Raw genomic sequence first — 17,805 nt, 5'->3', positions numbered from 1 at the left:
GTTTGTAGGCTATATTAGCCAAATGATAAACAGCGCGATCATCACCAGCTGCAGGACGATTTTCACGACGGTGCTGCTCAGCAGTCCGATCAGCGCTCCCCAACCCACTTTCAGCGACCGGACGAAGAACTCGCGGTCCAGCGCGACGCCGCGGGCGACTCCGTCGATCATTTCCCCGATGACGGCTCCGGCCAGCGGCCCGATGATCAGACCGAATCCCGGAATGACGAACGGTCCGATCAGGATGCCGATCGTACTGCCGACGACGGAAGCTTTGGAGCCCCCGTATTTCTTGACTCCCCAGGCGTTCACGAGATAATCCGCCACGAACAGCAGCACGACGATCAACGTCTGGAACGTCCAGAACCAGAACCCGAACTTGGCGAACGTGAAGAATAACCCGTACACGAAAAATGCCGCGTAAATCGCAAGGGCTCCCGGAAGCACCGGGAAAACCGCGCCGGCCATCCCGAGCGCGAACAAAGCCGTTACCAGCAGCCATCCGATCATATCCATACCGGGATCACGCCTTTAGCACGTATTCCTGAATCATGCGGGCGACGCCGTCCTCCTGATGGCTTGACGTCACGAAATCGGCTGCCTCTTTCACTTCTTCCTGGGCATTGCCCATGGCGACCCCCAGTCCGCACGCCCGGATCGCCGCGATATCGTTCAGGCTGTCGCCGACCGCCGCGGCTTCCGACATCCCGCAGCCGATCATCCGGCACACCTCTTCGATCGCGGACGCTTTGGAGACGCCGGCAGGGTTCACCTCGATGTTGAAGGGGGAGGAATTGCTGATCTCCAGTCCTTCCCACGTCTTGATTTCGCTTAAAATCTCATTCAATACCGCAAGCTCTTCCGTGTAATAGCCGAACTTCAGCCATTGCCGGGAGGGCGTATCGTCTACCCAGCGTTCCTTGTTGTAGACGCTCTCGGTCGAGTACGCCCAAAACCACGTATCCCCGTGTCGTTCCGCCAGGCGGTGCAGCCGCATGACCATATCGGCGTCCAGCAACGTACGGCGGTGCAGCTCGCGGGGCTTGCGCCAAATTTCCCCGCCGTTCACCGTGATCATGGGACCGTCCAGCCCAAGCTGCTCCGCGAACGGCAAAGCGCTGGGAAACCCCCTGCCGGTGGACAAGATCACGGTAACTCCCGCCTCGCGGGCGCGCCGAATCCATTCCTCATTCGCGGGGCTGATTTCGCTGCGGTCGTTCAGAAGCGTCCCGTCGAGATCCAGCGCGAGCAAGCGATACTTCGGCATGTCGTCGTTTCCTCTCTTTCTTGGCCTGGCCGTATTGCCGAATCATCGTCATTCTACCACATTTGCGACAAATCCGCTCCCTGGGGGAGCGGATTTCGTCGTTAAGGGTTTTGTCCCGTCGCGACCGGCGTGCCGCCCGTCGGAACGGACGCCTTGTACGGCGTGCCCGTCAGCCCGACGGCCGCATCGTACGCGTCGAAAATCTTGCGCGCGATCGGCGCCGCCGCCCAGCCGCCGTAGCCGCCCTGCGGCACGACGACCGCGACGGCCAGGGTCGGGTTTTCCGCCGGCGCGTAGGCGATGAACACGCCGTTCTCGACGCGGCCGCCGGCGATGTCCTGTTCGGAGGTACCCGTTTTGCGGTAGAAATTGTAGCGGAACCCTTCGAAGCCCTGGACACTGACCTTCGCCATGCCTTTCTCGATCGTCCGCCAGTAGGAATCCGGGAATTCGACCGTGTTCAGCACTTCCGTCTGGTAAGGCTGGACCACGTTGCCGGCGGCATCTTTGATTTCGTTCACGAACTGTGGCTTCAGCCGCTTCCCGTGATTGGCGAGCATGACCGCGTATTGGGCCAGCTGCAACGCCGTGTAGCGGCCTTGCTGGCCGAAGGAGGCGTAGATCAGGGCCGACTGCGGGCTGCCCCGTTTGGCTTCGTCGAAATAGTTCGGAACGCCCTTGGACTCTCCGGGCAACCCGCTGCCCGTCGTCACGCCCAGTCCGAATTTCTTCATGTAGGTGTCCCAAATGTCCACGCCGTCGTTTCCGTCTCGCAAATAAAGCGCGTTGCCGACCATCGCGGACATGTAGGCGTTGGAAGACTTCTCGATCGCGGTGGACGGGTTAAGAAGACCGTTCGCCGCGTTGTGGGAGTTGCGGACCTTGACCTCGTGTCCCTTCGACCCGAATGCGAAATATCCCGGATCCCGGAACGTTGATTGCGGCGTGATCAGCTTCTCCGCGAGTCCCAAGAGTATCGTCAGCGGCTTCTGCGTAGAACCCAAAAAAACCAGGGAAGAAGGATGCTTCATTCGCTCCTTGTCGTCCGCGTACGGCGCTTGCACCTCGCGGATCGCCCCGTTGCCGATATAAAATTTGTTTGCCTCGTACTCTTTGGAGCTGATGCCGCCCTGCCACAGGTTCGGATCGTAGTCGGGCATGCTGGCCATCGCCACGACCTTGCCCGTTTTCACTTCCATGGCGACGGCATAGCCGGTCGTCGCTTGATAGCCGTCGTGGAACATCGAGGTGGCAGGCGCTTCCTTCATGAATTTCAGATGGTCCATGATCGCTTGCTGCGTCGCCAGCTGGACGTCCTTGTTGATCGTCAGGTACAAATTGTCCCCTTTGACCGGCTTGGTCAGCTGCATCGGCCCGATGATCCGGCTCTCGTTGTTGACCGGGTACGATTTGAGTCCGTTGCGGCCCCGCAGTTCCTCCTGGTACATCAATTCCAGGCCGTCGAACCCGACCTCCTCGGTGTCGAGATATTCCAGCGTCGGATCGGTTTCCTCGGCCGCGATGTCCTTGTATTTGTCCAGCGAACCCGCTCCGCTGAACTTCTTCATGTAACCGACGAGCTGCACCGCGACTTTGTCGGGACTGTATTGACGGATGCTCTCTTCGACGACGTCGATGCCCTTGAACTGCTCCCGATGTTCCGAGAAGTACGCGATCTCCTCCTTCGTCAACCCTGACTTGATCCGTCTGGGCTGGAACGGCAGGTGTACCGCGCCTTCGAAATCCATATAATCGAACACTTCCTCCGCGGTCAGCGGCTTTTCCTTCGGGTCTCCGTATCGGTTGAACACTTGAACGAGCCTGGCCGCCAAATCCTGGCCCTCTTCTCTCTTCGTTCCCGGCTCGAGCGTGAAATAGAGAGACTGGGTGGACGTGGAATAGGCGATCGGCCTACCTTCGGAGTCGTAAATGTTGCCGCGGATCGGGGGAATCGGCACGTTGCGAGTCCCCATCCTGTGCTCTTCTTCCTTCAGCGTAGGCCCGTCCACGAACTGCAAAATCGCCAAGCGGACGATGAGGATCGAAAAGACGAAAAAGGTCGCGAAAAAAAACACGTTCAAACGGAAGCTGAAATGGCGGCGGTTGCGCAACTCCCTTTTCTGCGCTTCTTCCGTCGAGGAATTGCTCACTTCGGGTAACCTCCCAGCCTTCATTGCTTATAAGAAAAGATTCCGGAATATTAGACGGCGCAAAACGGCGAAAAGTTCGATCAAGCTTGGCGGATATGCGTATCGGCAAATCGCGGCGGGTTGAACCAATCGCCCGTTCTCGCCCAGGTCGGGTCCAGCGGCACCCATTTGCCCTTTTCCGACAGATACACTTCGTTCCAGGCGTGCGCCCCGTACCCGCCGCGTCCGTCGTAGCCGGCGCCGGTTACGACCCTGGCGTCGAGCCCGACGGCCCTTGCCATCGCGGCATACAGGCGGGCATAGTCGATGCATACGCCTTTGCGCGTCTTGAACGTCGTCTCCGGGTTCTGCTCCCGCCATTCGCCCCGCTCTTCATATGCTTTGACCTTATCGTAATCATACGCGATCCGGGTGCCGATCCATTCGTATAACGCGCGCGCTTTGGCTTCGTCGCCGGATTTGCCCTTGGTGATCGATTGGGCGGCTCTCACGATGTCGCCGGGCAGCTCGGCGTCGATGACGTCGTAACGGCGCTGCCAGAGCTGGTCCAGCTCGCCCGTCATCTGCCGGGCGAATACCGGCAGCCTTCGTTCGAGCAGCGGGCCGGCCGCCGGACGGATGACTTGGGCCGCCACCTCGCGGTACAACGCCGACTGCTGGATGTCCCCGGTATAGGGGCCATGCGGGAACAGGGCGCAATAGCCGAACAGCACCGCCGTCAGCAGCAGCGCCCGGACCGAACCGATGGCCGCGCCGATTGCGCCGCCGGCGGTCCGGCCGAGCACGCCGCCGGAGGGCATGATCGCGAACGGCGCGGAACCGAACGCGGCGAACCATCCGGCGAGCACGCCCGTCACCAGCCGGATCATCGTGTAAACGAGCAGAAAAAGCGCGGCGAACCGGAAGAGCGGCAAATCCCGAAGTCCCGAAACGACCGCGTAGCTCAGCTGTTTGAAGGTATTGGCGTCCGGCGAAGGCCGGGCCATGCCGTGAACGCTCAGCCAAGCCTGCACGTCGCCGGAGAAGGAGGAGGCGGCATACGCCGACACCGCGACGGCGCCGACCGTAACGACGGAATGGATCAGGAAATGGAACAGCTGCCTGGCGGACCCGGACGCCCCCCTGCGTACGCCTTGCAGCAGCGACAGGGCGACGATGGCCAGCAGGACAACCGTCACCGGGTTCGTATCGATAAAGCTCCACGCAGACCGGCCGGACATCTCATCACCTTCCCGCACGATTGAGTTCCAATTTAAATGATAAAAAAGGGCCCGCGGGGGGACGGGCCGACCGTTTACTTCTGGTTCGATGCTCTCGCTTTCTCGATCAGGGTTCGAATCGGGCCTTCCACTTTCCACGTGCCCGCCGGGACGCCGTGAAAGGAAATTTTCACTTCTCCGCTGTTCGGAACGCCCGTCAATTCCAGATTCGGCGTTTGAATCGTATAGCTCCCGTCCCCGTTATCGGAATACTTCGCTTTGGAAGCCTCATCCAGGGCGGCTTTGAGGATCGCGTCCTTCGTTTCGGTCTCCACCTTGGTTCCGATCGCGGCCAAATCGTCGATGCTGTAACCGCCATAGGCCACGACGCCGAAGATGATCGCGGCGGCGAGCACCCATTTGAGCACCGTTTTGACCACTTTCATAACCACAATGACGACGACGACCGCCGCCGCCACAACGATCCAATGATCCTGCAGAAACTGCATCCACGCTTCCGGAGTCCACGACTCGGGGTTGAACATGAAAACCGACTCTCCTCTAAATTTAATCCCCCGAAAGTGACGCCAAGCTCTGCAGCTTATTCCGATTACTATCGGGGGAGCCCCCGGCGATTGCCTGCATCCTTCTCATTATACCTTACGGACTTGTCCCCCGTAAACGAGGGCATATCCCGAGCCGTCGCTACGTACAAGTAGGATAGGCCGCCGATAGCGGACAAGGGGAGGTCGATGAATTGAAAACCGCCGTCTGGCTTTACTTATTCCTGTTCGTCGCTTTTTTCGATCTTCACGCCCAATATCCGATGCTGACGCCCTTCGCCGTGTCGCTGGGAGCGGCGCCTTCCTTCATCGGACTCGTGATGGGGATGTATTCGCTCACCCACCTTCCCGGCAATCTGCTGGCCGGGTACGGGGTCGACCGCTTCGGCAGCCGTCTGTTCATATCCGCGAGCTTGACGGGCGCAGGATTGCTTCTGCTGCTGCAAGCCCGCGTCACCGACCCGTGGCACTTGCTTTATATCCGTTCGGTGAGCGGCTTCGTGCTCGCTTTCTTGTCTCCGGCCTGCATGTCGCTGCTCGCCCGGCTGGCCCGCGACCATGTTCACCAAGGCAAGCTGATGGCGGGCAACGGGCTCGTCCACACCGTCGCGTCGGTCGTCTCCCCCGCGGCGGGCGCTTGGCTCGCGGCCACGATCGGCTTCAACGCCTCGTTCACCGTGCTGGGCTGGATCCTGCTGTTTACCGGCATCACCTCGATCATGTTCATCCGGGAACCCGCCAAGCTTCCGATGAACAGCGGCGGCGTACCCGGAGAGCTTGCGCGCGATTCGGACGCTAAGGGCCGCGAGCCCTCCGTTTCCCCTGCTCTCGAAGCGGAGAGCAGGGGAAAGTTTCCGTGGATCGTGTTCATCCTTCCCGTCGCGTTATCCTGCGCCCAAGGGATTCTGTCGTTCGAGCTTCCGATGCGCGCCCATTCGAGCTCGGAAGTGATGACGACGGGATTGCTGTTCTCCGTCGTAAGTCTCGGAGCCCTCGCCACGCTCGCACTGCTGTTCTTGAACCGTTATTTGCCGTACCCCCGCACCCTCGCGGGAATGGCCCTGCTGGCCTGCTCCTATTACGCGCTTGCCGCGGGCTGGCCGCTTCCCCTCATTGCCGTGTTGTTCGTGATCGGGATGGCCAAGGGGATCCTCTTCCCGGCGATGACCTCGTTTCTGCTTCAGTTGAGCGGGGCATCCCGGTACGGCAGGACGTTCTCCTTCCTGTCGATCTCCCTCTCCATCGGCTCCTTCATCGGTCCGGTGGCCGCCGGGGCGATTCGGGACCGGATCTCCCCTTTTTTCTTGTCCTTCCTGGCGCTCATGATCGCGATGGTGCTTCTCTACCCGCGCCGTCCGTTCCATGAGGGCTGGCAAGGCCGCACCGCCGCACCGCCGGCTTGACGGAACTGGGTATCCGCACACGTCAAAGCCCGCCCGGCGGCATATCATGCATCATGGCCCACGCCCGTGCCGGCTTCTGCCGGGGGCGCATTCCGGGCTACGGAACGGGGGATAAGGGAATGACGACGCCAGCCGGATTTTTCAATTCTCCATTTGCCGCTTTGATGATTCTGATTCTGTTCGTTTTGCTCGTGATCGTGCTGAAGTTTTGCTGATTCGAACTACCCCGGCCTCATTCGTGGTACAATATCTTCAACAAAAAATGCCGCCTAACGCCGCGAAACGGGGGTTCTCGCCATGGATGTCGCCATTATCGTGGAGGGCAAAAACGACAAAAGCCGCCTTGCCCGCGTCCTGTCACCCTTGATTCCCGTGTTTTGCACCTTCGGGACGCCGAATTCGGGCCGCATCGAGACGCTCCGCAAAGCAGTGGGCCATCGGCAGGTTTTCCTGTTTCTGGACAACGATTCTTCCGGCAGCCGGATCCGCGGAATGCTGAGGGACGTCTTTCCCGACGCGGAACATCTCTATACCCGCAAAGGCTACAAGGGCGTCGAAGGAACGCCGGAGGAGTATCTCATTCAACAGTTGGAGAAAGCCGGCTTTGGCGAGTACATCCTCTACCCGGATCCGGTCCCTTATCGGCCATATCCTCTGTGAAGGAAAGCCGCCGCCCGAACGGAAGGTTCGGTGCGGCGGCTTTTATCGATCATTCGCATTTTACATCGCATCTTTGATCTTTTTCACGAAGTCGCTGAGCGGAAGGTTTTTGTCTCCGTTCGCGAAATAATCGTTCGCGGAGATCCAATCGCGGATTCTCCCTTTTTTGTCGAGAAGCACGATCAGGTTCATATGCCCGAAATTGCCCTCATCGTCCTTGGTGACGAGAATCTGGTATTTCCGGGCCAGATCGGCCGTCTCCTTCTCGTCGCCCCGCAGGAACTTCCACCCGCTGAGGTCTGCGTCAAACTTGCCCGCGAATTCCTTCAGTCGCTCAGGCGTATCCCGGGTCGGGTCGATGGACACCGAGAGGAATTGAACCTTATCCCCGAACAGGCCTTCCTTCTTCAGCTCGTCCTGCGCCTGCGACATCAGGAAGGTGGTCGGCGGACATACGTCCGGACAATAGGAGAAGAAGAAATACAACAGGCGGACGGAGCCGTTGGTATTGGCCAAAGTGACGGTATTGCCATCCGTATCGGTATAAGAGAAGTCCGCGCCTTTCTCATACTTCGATCCGCCATACTGGTTCCAAAGGATATATCCCCCCAGAACGAGACAGACCGCCAGCAAGGTCAAAGGAAAAGCGTACCGCCTCCGGTTCGCCGATATCCGCTGTTCTTGTTTCGCTTCCGGTTGTTCCTCCGTTTGCTGTTGTTCCACTTTCCGTCACACCCCTTGCGTATCCAGAATCATGACCAGGAACATCACCATCAAATAGTTGATGGAGAGGAAGAAATCCGTCTTCGCCCATTTCTCGTCGTCCTTGGCGCGAAGGCCGGAGACGGCGTGGAGGAACCAAACCGCGCCCGCAGCCAGGGACAGAATCAGAAAAACTCTGCCGGCGTAACCGTACTGGTACATCAGAATCGATGCCGGCAAGAGCAGAGCGATATAAGGAAGCATCTGCCATTTGGTGCGCGTCACGCCTTTGACGACGGGAAGCAGCGGAAATCCGGCCTCGCGGTATTCCTCGCGCCTGCGGATCGCCAGCGACCAGAAATGGGCGGGCTGCCATAGGAACAGAAGCGCGAACAGGATCCAGGCGCCTTCGTCCACCGTCTGCGTCACCGCGCAGTAACCGATGACCGGGGGCATCGCGCCGGAGACGCCGCCGATGGATGTGCTCCAAGTCGAATTGCGTTTCAGCCACATCGTATAAATGACGACATAGACGAACATGCCCAATAATCCGAGCCATCCGGTAATCGGATGGACCAGGAAGAACAGCACGGCAAGTCCCGCCGCGCCCAGAATGACGGCGTAAGCGAGCACGAAGGAAGGGCGAAGCCGGCCTTGCGGAAGCGCCCGATCCCGGGTTCTCGCCATTTTGGTGTCGAAATCCCGGTCCAGATAGTTGTTGAACACGCAGGCGGAAGCCATCGTCAAAGCCGAGCCGATCAATACCCAGATCAGCAGCGGAATGTCGATATGCCATTTGGAAGCGACCCAGAAACCTCCGAAAGCCGCGATCAGGTTGAGCCGGATGATGCGCGGTTTGGTTAGGGCCACGAGATCTTTAAACACGGGTTTCCTCCTTAAATTAGCCCCCCAATAGCAGGTGCGTGGGGATTGAGTCTGGGGGAGCCCCCGAAAAATAAGGGAGGACGTTATGTTTTCCATGATAACCTTCCGCAAAGCGATTGACAATGTTCGCGCAGACGTGTTCATCAAATCGCCACCGCCTGTGACCATCTTGGGAACGTGCCTCGCCGGGCAAAATCCAGTCACCAAAAACGGGCGCCCGAAATACACTGTAATGCGGCAACTGCCTATTGCGAAAAAAAGGAAGGGATGCACGCCACATGGCCGTGATTAAAGCGAACAGCAATCAGATCGCCATGCTGGGCCGGCTGATGCGCGCGGAGGCGGAAGGCGAGGGCGAACCCGGAATGCTGATGGTCGGCAACGTCGGAGTGAACCGGATTCGCGGCAACTGTCTCGATTTCAGGAACATCCGGTCCATTCCGCAGATGGTGTTTCAGTCACCCGGCGGATTCGAGGCGGTGCACAAACCGTACTTCTACCAGCGGGCCCGGGAGAAATATACCCGGCTTGCCCGAAGGGCCGTGAACGGGGAAAGAACGCATCCCGCGTCGAACGCGCTTTGGTTTTTCAGGCCGGCCGGCGGATGTCCGGGGACCTGGTACGATCAGAGAAACACCGGAAGGTTCAAGGCCCACTGTTTTTTCGCGCCGTCCGCATCCGAATGTCCCAGGGTTTACTAAGCGAAGGAGGAATCCATTCCGATGTACAGCAAAACGTCTTGGCCGTCTTATACCGCCGCAGCCGCGGGCACGAACGCCGGTTATCCCGGCGGGATGCAGGGCGTCGGCGGAGTGACGGGATCGATGCCCGGTGCGAATCCCGGTTTTCCCGGCGGGATGCAGGGTGTCGGCGGAATAACGGGATCGATGCCCGGTACGAATCCCGGTTTTCCCGGCGGGATGCAGGGTGTCGGCGGAGTGACGGGATCAATGCCCGGTACGAATCCCGGTTTTCCCGCCATGACGCCGGGTGTCGGCGGGATGACGGGATCGATGACCGGGATGGGTGTCGGTTATCCCGGCATGTTATCGGGACAGGGAGGCGCCACCCTCCTGCCGGGCGGCGGGGCGGGTACGATGCCAGCAGGGACCTTCGGGGTTCCCGGCATGATGTCCGGGGCCGTCCCTCCGGCGGTTCCGAGCGGTCTCCCGATGTCGCCGACGGGAACGGTCATGCCCGTGACGGGCCAAGAAGAATCCTACGTGGAAAACATTCTGCGCATGAACCTCGGCAAAGTGGCGACCATCTACATGACGTTCGAGAACAACTGCGAATGGAACGCCAAAATCTTCAAAGGCTTGCTCGAAGCCGCCGGCCGGGACCACATCATCATCAGCGACCCGACATCGGGCAAACGTTATCTGCTCCTCACCGTCAATCTCGACTACATCACGTTTGACCAGCCGCTCGTCTATACGCTCCCGTTCGGCACGGCCCCGGGCGTCGGCGCATCGAGCCTTACCCGCCAGGAATAACGGGCCGGAACATCCAGACCCGCAGACCTTCGCTCCCGCCTTTGACCCACGCGTCCATCCTGCTCCACTCCGAACGCCCCTCCAGGCGTTCTTTTTGCTTGCGAAGGGCTTCATGCTCGTCCGCGGCCGGCCATATTTCCACGAAAACGCCGGGCTGCCCGGCGTTTTCCATCAATTCGCCCCCGAGCCAAAGCTCGGGGCGGGCTGCCGCCCAGGCAAGGAACGCCTCCCGATGAGGCTCCTCAATGACATACTCGCAAAACAACACCACGTCGAAACCTCCTCTTGTTGATAATAAAACCATCCAACGTCCATACTAATGCGGAGTCCGCGAAGAGAACGCACCTACGGAGGGAGAAGATGGGATGGATACCGGCACTCATTTCGTTTTCGGACTGGGCCTTGGAGGCTTGGCCATGATCGATCCCGTGATCTCTTCGCACCCTCACGGCGCGGTCGCGGTACTGATCGGAACCGTGATCGGCTCCAACGCTCCGGATCTGGACATGCTTCTGAGAATGAAAAGCAATGCCGATTATATCAAACATCACCGTGGACTGTCCCACTCCGTGCCCGCCGTGCTGCTGTGGAGCAGTCTCATTACCCTCGTCTTGTCGCTGTCGTTCCGGGCCATCCCATGGTGGCACCTGGGGTTCTGGATTCTGTTATCCGTCGTCCTCCACGTTTTCACCGACCTGTTCAATTCGTACGGAACCCAGGCCTACCGCCCCTTCAGCCGGGAGTGGGTCAAATGGAACATCATCCACATTTTCGACCCGTTCATCTTCTTCGCGCATCTGCTTGCAATTCTTATGTGGGGGGCCGGCCTCGCCGAGCCGAGGGTCATTTTCCCCGTGCTGTACGTCCTGCTCGCCGTTTATTACGTCTGGCGCACCTTCGTTCACCGCAAGCTGACCCGCATCCTGTCCTCCGCGGATCCGGAAGGACGTCCCGGAGACGTCTACACGCTGCTTCCGACCCTGTCCCATCACCGTTGGAATGTCGTTCGCCGCTCGGAAGACGGGCTCTATGCCGTCGGAGATTGGAACAACGGTCGGCTGACGTGGGCGGATACGCTGACTTGCGATAACCACCCTGCCGTTGAAGCTTCCAAATCCCATCCCGACGTACAGGCGTTCCTCGGCATCACTCCATTTCCATGCGCGTCGGTCAGGCAGCAATCGTGGGGATACGAGGTGCGTTGGGTGGACATCCGTTACCGGTATCGCCGGCAATATCCGTTCGTCGCGGTCGTGCTGATGGATTTTTCGTACGTGCCGCTGCAATCTTACGTGGGCTGGCTAAGCGAGGAACGGCTGGAGAAAAGGCTTCGCATGACTACCTATTAACAGGAAAACGGACCCTCATTCCGCGACCCGCAAGGGTCTTTTTCTTGACGTCCGTTCCGGGTATGCATCACAATGAGATGTATGTTTTTACCGGGGTCCCCAAAAAGCAATCGGAATCCGCTGCGAAGCTTCACGTCACTTTTTGGGGTTTCTTCATTCCGGGGGGTCCCCAAAAAGCAATCGGAATCCGCTGCGAAGCTTCACGTCACTTTTTGGGGAAAACCTTAAAAGCCCGAGGTTTGCCTCGGGCTTTCGCTTCGCCGACTCGGAAGCGTCTTAGCGGTTGATGCCGGCTTGGCCGGAAAGCTGTTGCTCAGCCATTGCCACCAGGTTCTTGGTGATATAACCTCCAAGCGCTCCGGTTTCGCGGCTCGTTACGTTGCCGTAGTAGCCGTCTGCCGGGATTTGGACGCCAAGCTGCTGGGCGGCTTCGATTTTCATGTTGTTCAGACCGGCTTTGGCTTGGGGTACCAGCACCCGGTTCCGGCTGTTGCTGGTCTGACCTTGCTGTTGTTGGAATGCAGGCATTTTGAATCTCCTTTCGTCTTGATGTTATGGGGTGCAAGCTTGCCTCTTTAGTATGCTGGGCCCCGAAAAAAATATGCTTGGTGGAGGATTCGAAAATGAGCAAAACCGCTTCGTTATTATTTGCCGTCACGTCCGTGCTTTGGATGTGCTTGGCCGCCGTCAGTATCGGTTACAACGCCTGGCTCGCGGCCGCTTTCGGCATCCTGGCTTGCGCCAACATCGCGGCGGGCTTCGTGTGGAAAGCGCGCCGCAATCGGCGTTAACGGATCGGCGGAACGAAGCCCATGGCCGCCTTGACTTCGCGGAGCGTCCGTTCCGCCGTAGCGGCTGCCCGCTCCGCCCCATCCCTGAGAATCCGGTGGATTTCCCCGGAGGCGCGGATGTCGGCGTATTTGCGCTGGATCGGCTCCAGGACGGAGACGACCGCCTCCGCGACATCCTTCTTGAAAGTGCCGTAGCCTTGACCTTCGTAGTCCGCTTCGATCTGCTCCAGCGATTTGCCCGAGCACAGCGACAGAATGCTCATCAGATTGCTGATTTCCTGCTTTTCCGCAGGGTTGTACTTGATTTCCCGGCCCAAGTCCGTCTTGGCCCGGGATATTTTTTTGCGGATCTCGTCCGGAGCATCGAGCATCGCGATATAGCTTCCCGGGTTCGGGTTGCTTTTGCTCATTTTTTTGGTCGCGTCGTCGAGGGACATGATGCGCGCGCCCACTTTCGGAATGAACGGCTCCGGCACGACAAGCGTCTCGCCGTAGCGGTGGTTGAACCGGCCGGCCAAATCGCGGGTAAGCTCCAAATGCTGCTTCTGATCGTCGCCCACGGGCACCAGATCCGTTTGATACAGCAGGATGTCCGCCGCCATCAGGGACGGATAGACGAAGAGGCCGGCGCCCACCGCTTCCTTGCCCGCGGATTTGTCCTTGAATTGGGTCATCCGCTCGAGCTCTCCCATATATGACAACGTCGTCATGATCCAGCCGAGCTCGGCGTGCGCCGGAACATGGGACTGCAGGAAAACCGCCGCTTTCGCGGGATCGAGTCCGACCGCGACGAACAGAGCGGCCACCGCTTCGCTTTGCTCGCGCAGCGCGGCCGGTTCCTGGGGAACGGTGATCGCGTGAAGGTCCACGATCATGTAATAGCAATCGTGCTCATGCTGCAGGGCCACATAATTGATCATGGCGCCGATGTAATTCCCGAGGGTCAATTTGCCGCTCGGCTGAATGCCTGACAGTACGCGTTTTTTGGACATTTGAATCTACCGCCTTCCGGTCAAAATAAAAAAAGCCTCCCGTCCGAAAGGGACGTGGAAGCCGTGGTGCCACCCTTATTCGTTGCGCGTACTTCCTTCCGGGAAGCTGCCGCAACCTTGACGTTCCGGTAACGGGGAACAGTCGGAGAGCTTCGCGGCCCAGTTGCGCCGTTTCGCTCCCGGCTCCCGGATCCATTCGGCGCGGGCGGCGTACCGGTTCGCAGCTGACACCGGCTCTCTGCAACGCCTGACCCCCCGCTTACTTGTTCCGTTCATGGCCGATCAACGCTTTCGGTTAATGGCTTGGTTTAGTGAATTATTATACGCCATTACTCGATTTGCTTCAAGTACGCGACGACCGAGTCGATCTCGGCATCCGATAATTCGCCGCCATGCTTTCCTTCCGGGTTGCGGGTCGTCAGCACGTCCTTCAGCGCCTTTGCGCTTCCGTCGTGCAAGTAAGGCGCCGTCGCCCAGATGCCCCGGAGCGTCGGCACGTCCCATTGCCGCGGCGTCCTGGGATTCGCGAAGCCTCCCCTTGCGTCGCCCTTGGAAGGCAAATCCTTGGAGGTGCCGGTTCCCACGTCGTATAAATGGGTGATGTCCGAAACCGTGAGGGTCGAGCCGGCTCCGGTCGCACGGCCGCTGTCCGTGAGCTCGCTTCCGGCATGGCAGGAGATGCACTTCCCTTTCGTTTCGAACAGCTTCTTGCCGGCTTGCGCCTCAGGGGTGAGCTGCCCGTCCGGGGTCCGATATGGACTGCGGGGAACGGGGAGGCTGTCCGGATTTTTCAAATATGCCGCGAGGGCGTCGAACAGCTTCCGCGTTTCCGGGAGCATTGGTTTGGCCGGATCCACGTCCTCCATGCCGCCCATTTCCCCTTGCACGGTATGGATGTAGTCCGCCATGTCGTCGCGGCTTCCGTCCCACATAAACAGGCCCGTATCCATCGCCCGCACGTTGCTGGGGACATTCCGAGGCCCTTTGGGCGTGAGCAGCGTCAAACCGTCCGTTTCGCCGCCGGCGTGGCAGGACACGCAGCTCATCCAGAACGAGCCCGTTACGGGGAACTCGTCGCTGTTGGCGCTCAGGAACACCGTTTTCCCGAGCCGCTCTTGCGGCGTCAGCGGGTCCTTGGCGACCAGCTTCAGCGTCTGTTTCACCGCCCTGGCGTCCCCCTCCGGCCATCCCGTATCCACGGTCGCCAGATCGTGGGTATTCCCGTTGTGAACGATCAATTCGGCTCCCCCGTCCGCGAGCGTCATCCCGATCGGCCAGTTGCCCGGAACGTGCCGGACGATCTGAATCGCGTTGCCGCCCCGCCCGAGATCGAATACGACGATATCCTCGCTGCCCGACATGAGCACGTAAGCCTTCTTGCCGTCCGGAGCGAACGCGATGTCCGACGGGTTCGAGACGATCATCGTTTTGCCGAAAGCATCCGCTACGTTGATTTCCTCGAAAAGCTGCTTCCGCTGCTCCGGCAGCTCCCGGTCCGCCTTCAAGTCCAACACCGAGACGGCGGGAAATACGGCCTCCTCGAACTGGATCGGCGTATCCGTGTTCGTCAGCAAATGGCTGACCCAGGCGAAGCGGCCGTCAGGCGAGATTCGGATCTGCTCCAAGGTGTTCGGCGTGCCCTGGCTTTTCTTGCGGTCCGGCCGATCCGGCGAAGCGGCGAGAGCAATGTCCCCGGCCACCTTGCCGGATGCGGTATCGACCACGATCACGTGCGCCGACAAATACAGCCCGACGTACAGCTTCGAACCGTCCGCGGCAAGCGCGAGCGCGCGGGGACGCTCCCCGACGGCGACGTTCCGGGTCACCTGCCGGGTGGCCGTGTCGACGAAGGACACCGTACCCGAACGATCGTTGCTGACGTACAGCGTGCCGCCGTCGGGTGAAACGACGACGCCGTACGGCTCGATCCCGACGTCTGCGACATCCTTCAGCTCCATTTTCCGCGTATCGATGATATTGACCCGGTCCGTGTCCCGGCAAGTGACATATAGCGTTCTGCCGTCCGGGGAAAGAACGGCTTGCTGAGGCATTCGGCCGACCGGGATTTCGGAAACGACTTTGCCTTTGGCCAGGTCGGTTTTCGTTACGGTGCCCGCGTCTCCGTTTACCGTGTACAACGTTGTGCCGTCCTCGGCGAGAGCTAGATTGTCGCTGGAGAGCGGCTGCGGCTCCCGAACGGGATCCGATGAAGAGCAGGCCGATAGAAGCCAGAATACGGCCGCTATGGCCGTCGCTCCGAGATCATGGCGTTTCCGCTTCATCCCCCTGACACCTCGACGGCTCGGAGAATCGGGGCGACCCCGTACGAGCCTCCGGCTTTCTGGATTTGCGGCACCGTATCGCCGTCCGTGTTGCCCGAGTCGTCGCCTTCCTTGTAGGCGTCGCCGGTATCCCAGAATTCGCTCGCCTGCATCCCGCCGTCCAGGTCCGGCCCGTTCACGATCGTCCGGTAGAAGCTCACGTACCGTGCCTTCAGGGCATCCCTCTCCAAGGAAGAATAAGTCTCGGCGTCGTTGTTGTCGTTCCGAAGGTTGGACAAACCGAGCCTTAGCATTGCGGATACCCCGCCTGCGGTGAAAGCGTCGTATTTGCCGCTTCCGTCCAAATCGGTGCGATAGGCGTTCCATTTGCCGTTCCAGAGCAGCCGGTCCGCGGCATCGAACACCTTGCGCGCGGCAAGGCGGTATTTCTCGTCCTGAGTCGCCAAGTATGCGCTCGTCAAGCCGCGGATCGCGCCAGCCTGCGAGAGCAGAGTCGGAGATGAGTCGTCCGCTTTGCCGTCCGAATTCCAGCCGTTCGCCGCCAAACCGTCTTCACGGATGACGTGCGACAGCAGAAAATCGGCCTGGCGTTTGATCATGTCCAGCGCCTGCTTGCCTTCTTCCGTGTGCAGACCGACCGCCCCTTCGCCGTTCGCGTAGCCGACGGGCAGGCCGTCTACCGCGCGTTCGAACATGCGGAGCGCCTCCATGGCGTATCCGGCGTCGAACGTGGAGCCGTGCGCGCCTTGCTGCTTGCCGTCATGCTCCGCGGCGAGCCAGCCGCCCGATGCGTTCCAATGCATAACCGCGAGGTTGCGGAATACTTGGATCAGCACGTCGCGTCCGACGGTGTACGGATCGCCGGACGGCGTATCGTTCGCGGGATCGGCGTCAACGTTGGCATTCGGCGCGGATGGAAACGGCGAGCCGTCGAACGCGTAGCCGAAAGCCGGATTGCGGTTCAGATTGGCCGTGCGCTGGTCCACCATCCCGTAATATTCGGCCGCAGGCCACAGGACGAGCCACTGGTCGCGCAGCAGGCTGCGGGCATCCGTTACCTGCAGCGATCCGGCGCCGGGAAACGCTTGGTTGCCGTCTTCCGAGACGGAAATCGCATGCGGCAAGTAGACGAGGCCTTGCGCGGGATCGTAAGCGGCTCCTTGGCCGGAAGTGAGCTGGCCGGTCGCTGCATCCAGGAACAAGCCTTGGCGGATGAACGACAGCTTGTTCCACATTTCCTCCGTCAGGATCATGCCCTGCATGCCATCGACGGAGCTGACCCCGAGGGCGACGTTATCGTCTTTGGCAGGGATCGCGGATGCGGCGTCAAGCTCCTCGTCGCTGTCCTTCGCATGGACGTTGCCGAGGAAGTCTCCCGCCCACAGCGCCTGCTTCAGAAGCGTCGCTCCGTAAGCCGACGGGACGAGCGTTTTGTCCATTTTGGCGCGGTCCCATCGCAGGCTCGAGAAATCGACCTGGAATTTCGGCACATAGGCTCCGTTTTCCCCGTCCGCGAACTTCCCGGTGTCCACCTTCTGAGCGTAATGCGGATCGCCTTGAGCGTACTCGATCAGCGTCGGGTACATGCCTTGATGCACTTCGTCGAACGGATATCCGACCGAATCGGCCAACTCCCGCAGGCGGGAGACCAACGCTTCGTTCTCCGCAACTCCCCGTTGCTTCGCGATCGCCTTCACTTCCGGACCGGATACCAAATGAAGGCCGAGCCCCGACTTCTCGACGACCTCATACATGCCTTCTTCCGAATATTCATAGGACTCGATGCCGGCCGCGTAATCGAATTTGCCCGGCTGATCGGGCTTGTTCGGATCGAGCAGATCCAGATCGAGTCCGAGGCTTTCGGCCAACGGCTCGCCGGACAGCTCGAATTCCGCGTATGCGAACATGTTGCCAGCCGTATCGAAACGGTCTTTCTCCGTGACTTCTACCTTCACGCCTCCGCCGCTGCATCCGACCGCAGCGGCCAGCAGCCCCGCAGCGAACGGCAGCGCCGTCCTTCTCCCCAAGCGCGCTTTCATCCGTCCGACTCTCCCCTTGTTCAACCT

General features: G+C 60.0%; 19 protein-coding genes. 7 read left to right on the top strand and 12 right to left on the bottom strand.

Annotated elements, in window-relative coordinates; translation table 11 throughout:
- Window positions 1-9: 9 nt before the first annotated feature.
- From GE107_RS14620 to GE107_RS14600, 5 genes are all read right to left on the bottom strand, one after another.
- Window positions 10-516, bottom strand: a complete 507-nt coding sequence (locus GE107_RS14620; RefSeq protein WP_219640717.1) for a DUF456 domain-containing protein — start codon at window positions 514-516, stop codon at window positions 10-12.
- 7 nt (window positions 517-523) lie between these two features.
- Window positions 524-1,267, bottom strand: coding sequence for an HAD family hydrolase (locus GE107_RS14615; protein ID WP_219640716.1), 744 nt, complete (start codon window positions 1,265-1,267; stop codon window positions 524-526).
- A gap of 101 nt (window positions 1,268-1,368) precedes the next feature.
- The gene (locus GE107_RS14610) at window positions 1,369-3,417 is read right to left on the bottom strand and encodes a peptidoglycan D,D-transpeptidase FtsI family protein (protein ID WP_370636428.1); all 2,049 of its coding nucleotides are present in this window, start codon (window positions 3,415-3,417) and stop codon (window positions 1,369-1,371) included.
- Between the two features lie 80 nt (window positions 3,418-3,497).
- Window positions 3,498-4,637 carry a transglutaminase domain-containing protein gene (locus GE107_RS14605; RefSeq protein ID WP_219640714.1) on the bottom strand — a complete coding sequence of 380 codons (1,140 nt, stop codon included), beginning with the start codon at window positions 4,635-4,637 and terminating at the stop codon, window positions 3,498-3,500.
- A gap of 74 nt (window positions 4,638-4,711) precedes the next feature.
- Window positions 4,712-5,161 carry a hypothetical protein gene (locus GE107_RS14600; RefSeq protein WP_219640713.1) on the bottom strand — a complete coding sequence of 150 codons (450 nt, stop codon included), beginning with the start codon at window positions 5,159-5,161 and terminating at the stop codon, window positions 4,712-4,714.
- Window positions 5,162-5,373: 212 nt separating this feature from the next.
- On the opposite strand from GE107_RS14600, the gene GE107_RS14595 reads away from it, so the two are divergent.
- The 3 genes from GE107_RS14595 to GE107_RS14585 all read left to right on the top strand — a co-directional run bounded on the left by GE107_RS14595 (window position 5,374) and on the right by GE107_RS14585 (window position 7,242).
- The gene (locus GE107_RS14595) at window positions 5,374-6,582 is read left to right on the top strand and encodes an MFS transporter (protein ID WP_219640712.1); all 1,209 of its coding nucleotides are present in this window, start codon (window positions 5,374-5,376) and stop codon (window positions 6,580-6,582) included.
- Between the two features lie 53 nt (window positions 6,583-6,635).
- Window positions 6,636-6,797: a hypothetical protein gene (locus tag GE107_RS14590; RefSeq protein WP_219640711.1), complete on the top strand. Its 162-nt coding sequence runs from the start codon at window positions 6,636-6,638 to the stop codon at window positions 6,795-6,797.
- An 82-nt stretch (window positions 6,798-6,879) separates the two neighbouring features.
- The gene (locus GE107_RS14585; RefSeq protein WP_219640710.1) at window positions 6,880-7,242 is read left to right on the top strand and encodes a DNA primase; all 363 of its coding nucleotides are present in this window, start codon (window positions 6,880-6,882) and stop codon (window positions 7,240-7,242) included.
- 60 nt (window positions 7,243-7,302) lie between these two features.
- On the opposite strand, the gene GE107_RS14580 is transcribed toward GE107_RS14585, so the two are convergent.
- Together GE107_RS14580 and cyoE are read right to left on the bottom strand one after the other, a co-directional pair.
- Window positions 7,303-7,965, bottom strand: a complete 663-nt coding sequence (locus tag GE107_RS14580) for an SCO family protein (protein WP_219640709.1) — start codon at window positions 7,963-7,965, stop codon at window positions 7,303-7,305.
- A 6-nt stretch (window positions 7,966-7,971) separates the two neighbouring features.
- Window positions 7,972-8,829 (bottom strand): heme o synthase, encoded by an 858-nt coding sequence (cyoE, locus tag GE107_RS14575; protein ID WP_219640708.1) that lies wholly within the window; start codon window positions 8,827-8,829, stop codon window positions 7,972-7,974.
- Window positions 8,830-9,107: 278 nt separating this feature from the next.
- On the opposite strand from cyoE, the gene GE107_RS14570 reads away from it, so the two are divergent.
- Window positions 9,108-9,530: a cell wall hydrolase gene (locus GE107_RS14570; RefSeq protein ID WP_219640707.1), complete on the top strand. Its 423-nt coding sequence runs from the start codon at window positions 9,108-9,110 to the stop codon at window positions 9,528-9,530.
- 156 nt (window positions 9,531-9,686) lie between these two features.
- Window positions 9,687-10,325 carry a spore coat protein GerQ gene (gerQ, locus tag GE107_RS27165; protein WP_370636433.1) on the top strand — a complete coding sequence of 213 codons (639 nt, stop codon included), beginning with the start codon at window positions 9,687-9,689 and terminating at the stop codon, window positions 10,323-10,325.
- Here the strand turns inward: gerQ and GE107_RS14560 are convergent.
- Window positions 10,309-10,596, bottom strand: a complete 288-nt coding sequence (locus tag GE107_RS14560) for a hypothetical protein (RefSeq protein ID WP_219640706.1) — start codon at window positions 10,594-10,596, stop codon at window positions 10,309-10,311. The genes gerQ and GE107_RS14560 overlap by 17 nt on opposite strands.
- A 94-nt stretch (window positions 10,597-10,690) precedes the next feature.
- Here GE107_RS14560 and GE107_RS14555 point away from each other — a divergent pair, with 94 nt between their 5' ends.
- A complete protein-coding gene (locus tag GE107_RS14555) occupies window positions 10,691-11,674 on the top strand; it encodes a metal-dependent hydrolase (protein WP_219640705.1) in 984 nt (327 codons plus the stop codon).
- A gap of 276 nt (window positions 11,675-11,950) precedes the next feature.
- Here the strand turns inward: GE107_RS14555 and GE107_RS14550 are convergent, their stop codons facing one another.
- Complete coding sequence (locus GE107_RS14550; protein ID WP_219640704.1) at window positions 11,951-12,202, bottom strand: alpha/beta-type small acid-soluble spore protein; 252 nt, start codon at window positions 12,200-12,202, stop codon at window positions 11,951-11,953.
- 95 nt (window positions 12,203-12,297) lie between these two features.
- Between GE107_RS14550 and GE107_RS14545 the strand changes: the two genes are divergently transcribed.
- Window positions 12,298-12,465 carry a hypothetical protein gene (locus tag GE107_RS14545; RefSeq protein WP_219640703.1) on the top strand — a complete coding sequence of 56 codons (168 nt, stop codon included), beginning with the start codon at window positions 12,298-12,300 and terminating at the stop codon, window positions 12,463-12,465.
- On the opposite strand, the gene trpS is transcribed toward GE107_RS14545, so the two are convergent.
- The 3 genes from trpS to GE107_RS14530 all read right to left on the bottom strand — a co-directional run bounded on the left by trpS (window position 12,462) and on the right by GE107_RS14530 (window position 17,778).
- Window positions 12,462-13,457 (bottom strand): tryptophan--tRNA ligase, encoded by a 996-nt coding sequence (gene trpS, locus GE107_RS14540; protein WP_219640702.1) that lies wholly within the window; start codon window positions 13,455-13,457, stop codon window positions 12,462-12,464. The genes GE107_RS14545 and trpS overlap by 4 nt on opposite strands.
- 329 nt (window positions 13,458-13,786) lie before the next feature.
- Window positions 13,787-15,739, bottom strand: coding sequence for a c-type cytochrome (locus GE107_RS14535; RefSeq protein ID WP_219640701.1), 1,953 nt, complete (start codon window positions 15,737-15,739; stop codon window positions 13,787-13,789).
- Window positions 15,736-17,778: an AGE family epimerase/isomerase gene (locus GE107_RS14530; protein WP_219640700.1), complete on the bottom strand. Its 2,043-nt coding sequence runs from the start codon at window positions 17,776-17,778 to the stop codon at window positions 15,736-15,738. The genes GE107_RS14535 and GE107_RS14530 overlap by 4 nt, the downstream gene beginning before the upstream one ends.
- Between the last annotated feature and the right edge of the window lie 27 nt (window positions 17,779-17,805).

Origin of the sequence: Cohnella sp. CFH 77786, from assembly GCF_019400745.1 — a bacterium.
Lineage (GTDB): Bacteria > Bacillota > Bacilli > Paenibacillales > Paenibacillaceae > Cohnella.
The sequence above is the reverse complement of the archived record's forward strand: the minus strand, read 5'-3'. Positions and strand labels throughout refer to the sequence as shown.

Bases quoted from the DNA above. Each gene is read 5' to 3' on its own strand.
- GE107_RS14535 (WP_219640701.1), bottom strand. From the start codon at position 15,739: ATGAAGCGGAAACGCCATGATCTCGGAGCGACGGCCATAGCGGCCGTA.
- GE107_RS14555 (WP_219640705.1), top strand. From the start codon at position 10,691: ATGGATACCGGCACTCATTTCGTTTTCGGACTGGGCCTTGGAGGCTTG.
- GE107_RS14545 (WP_219640703.1), top strand. From the start codon at position 12,298: ATGAGCAAAACCGCTTCGTTATTATTTGCCGTCACGTCCGTGCTTTGG.
- trpS (WP_219640702.1), bottom strand. From the start codon at position 13,457: ATGTCCAAAAAACGCGTACTGTCAGGCATTCAGCCGAGCGGCAAATTG.
- GE107_RS14590 (WP_219640711.1), top strand. From the start codon at position 6,636: ATGGCCCACGCCCGTGCCGGCTTCTGCCGGGGGCGCATTCCGGGCTAC.
- GE107_RS14530 (WP_219640700.1), bottom strand. From the start codon at position 17,778: ATGAAAGCGCGCTTGGGGAGAAGGACGGCGCTGCCGTTCGCTGCGGGG.
- GE107_RS14585 (WP_219640710.1), top strand. From the start codon at position 6,880: ATGGATGTCGCCATTATCGTGGAGGGCAAAAACGACAAAAGCCGCCTT.
- GE107_RS14600 (WP_219640713.1), bottom strand. From the start codon at position 5,161: ATGTTCAACCCCGAGTCGTGGACTCCGGAAGCGTGGATGCAGTTTCTG.
- GE107_RS14620 (WP_219640717.1), bottom strand. From the start codon at position 516: ATGGATATGATCGGATGGCTGCTGGTAACGGCTTTGTTCGCGCTCGGG.
- GE107_RS14615 (WP_219640716.1), bottom strand. From the start codon at position 1,267: ATGCCGAAGTATCGCTTGCTCGCGCTGGATCTCGACGGGACGCTTCTG.
- GE107_RS14605 (WP_219640714.1), bottom strand. From the start codon at position 4,637: ATGTCCGGCCGGTCTGCGTGGAGCTTTATCGATACGAACCCGGTGACG.
- gerQ (WP_370636433.1), top strand. From the start codon at position 9,687: ATGCAGGGTGTCGGCGGAATAACGGGATCGATGCCCGGTACGAATCCC.
- GE107_RS14570 (WP_219640707.1), top strand. From the start codon at position 9,108: ATGGCCGTGATTAAAGCGAACAGCAATCAGATCGCCATGCTGGGCCGG.
- GE107_RS14550 (WP_219640704.1), bottom strand. From the start codon at position 12,202: ATGCCTGCATTCCAACAACAGCAAGGTCAGACCAGCAACAGCCGGAAC.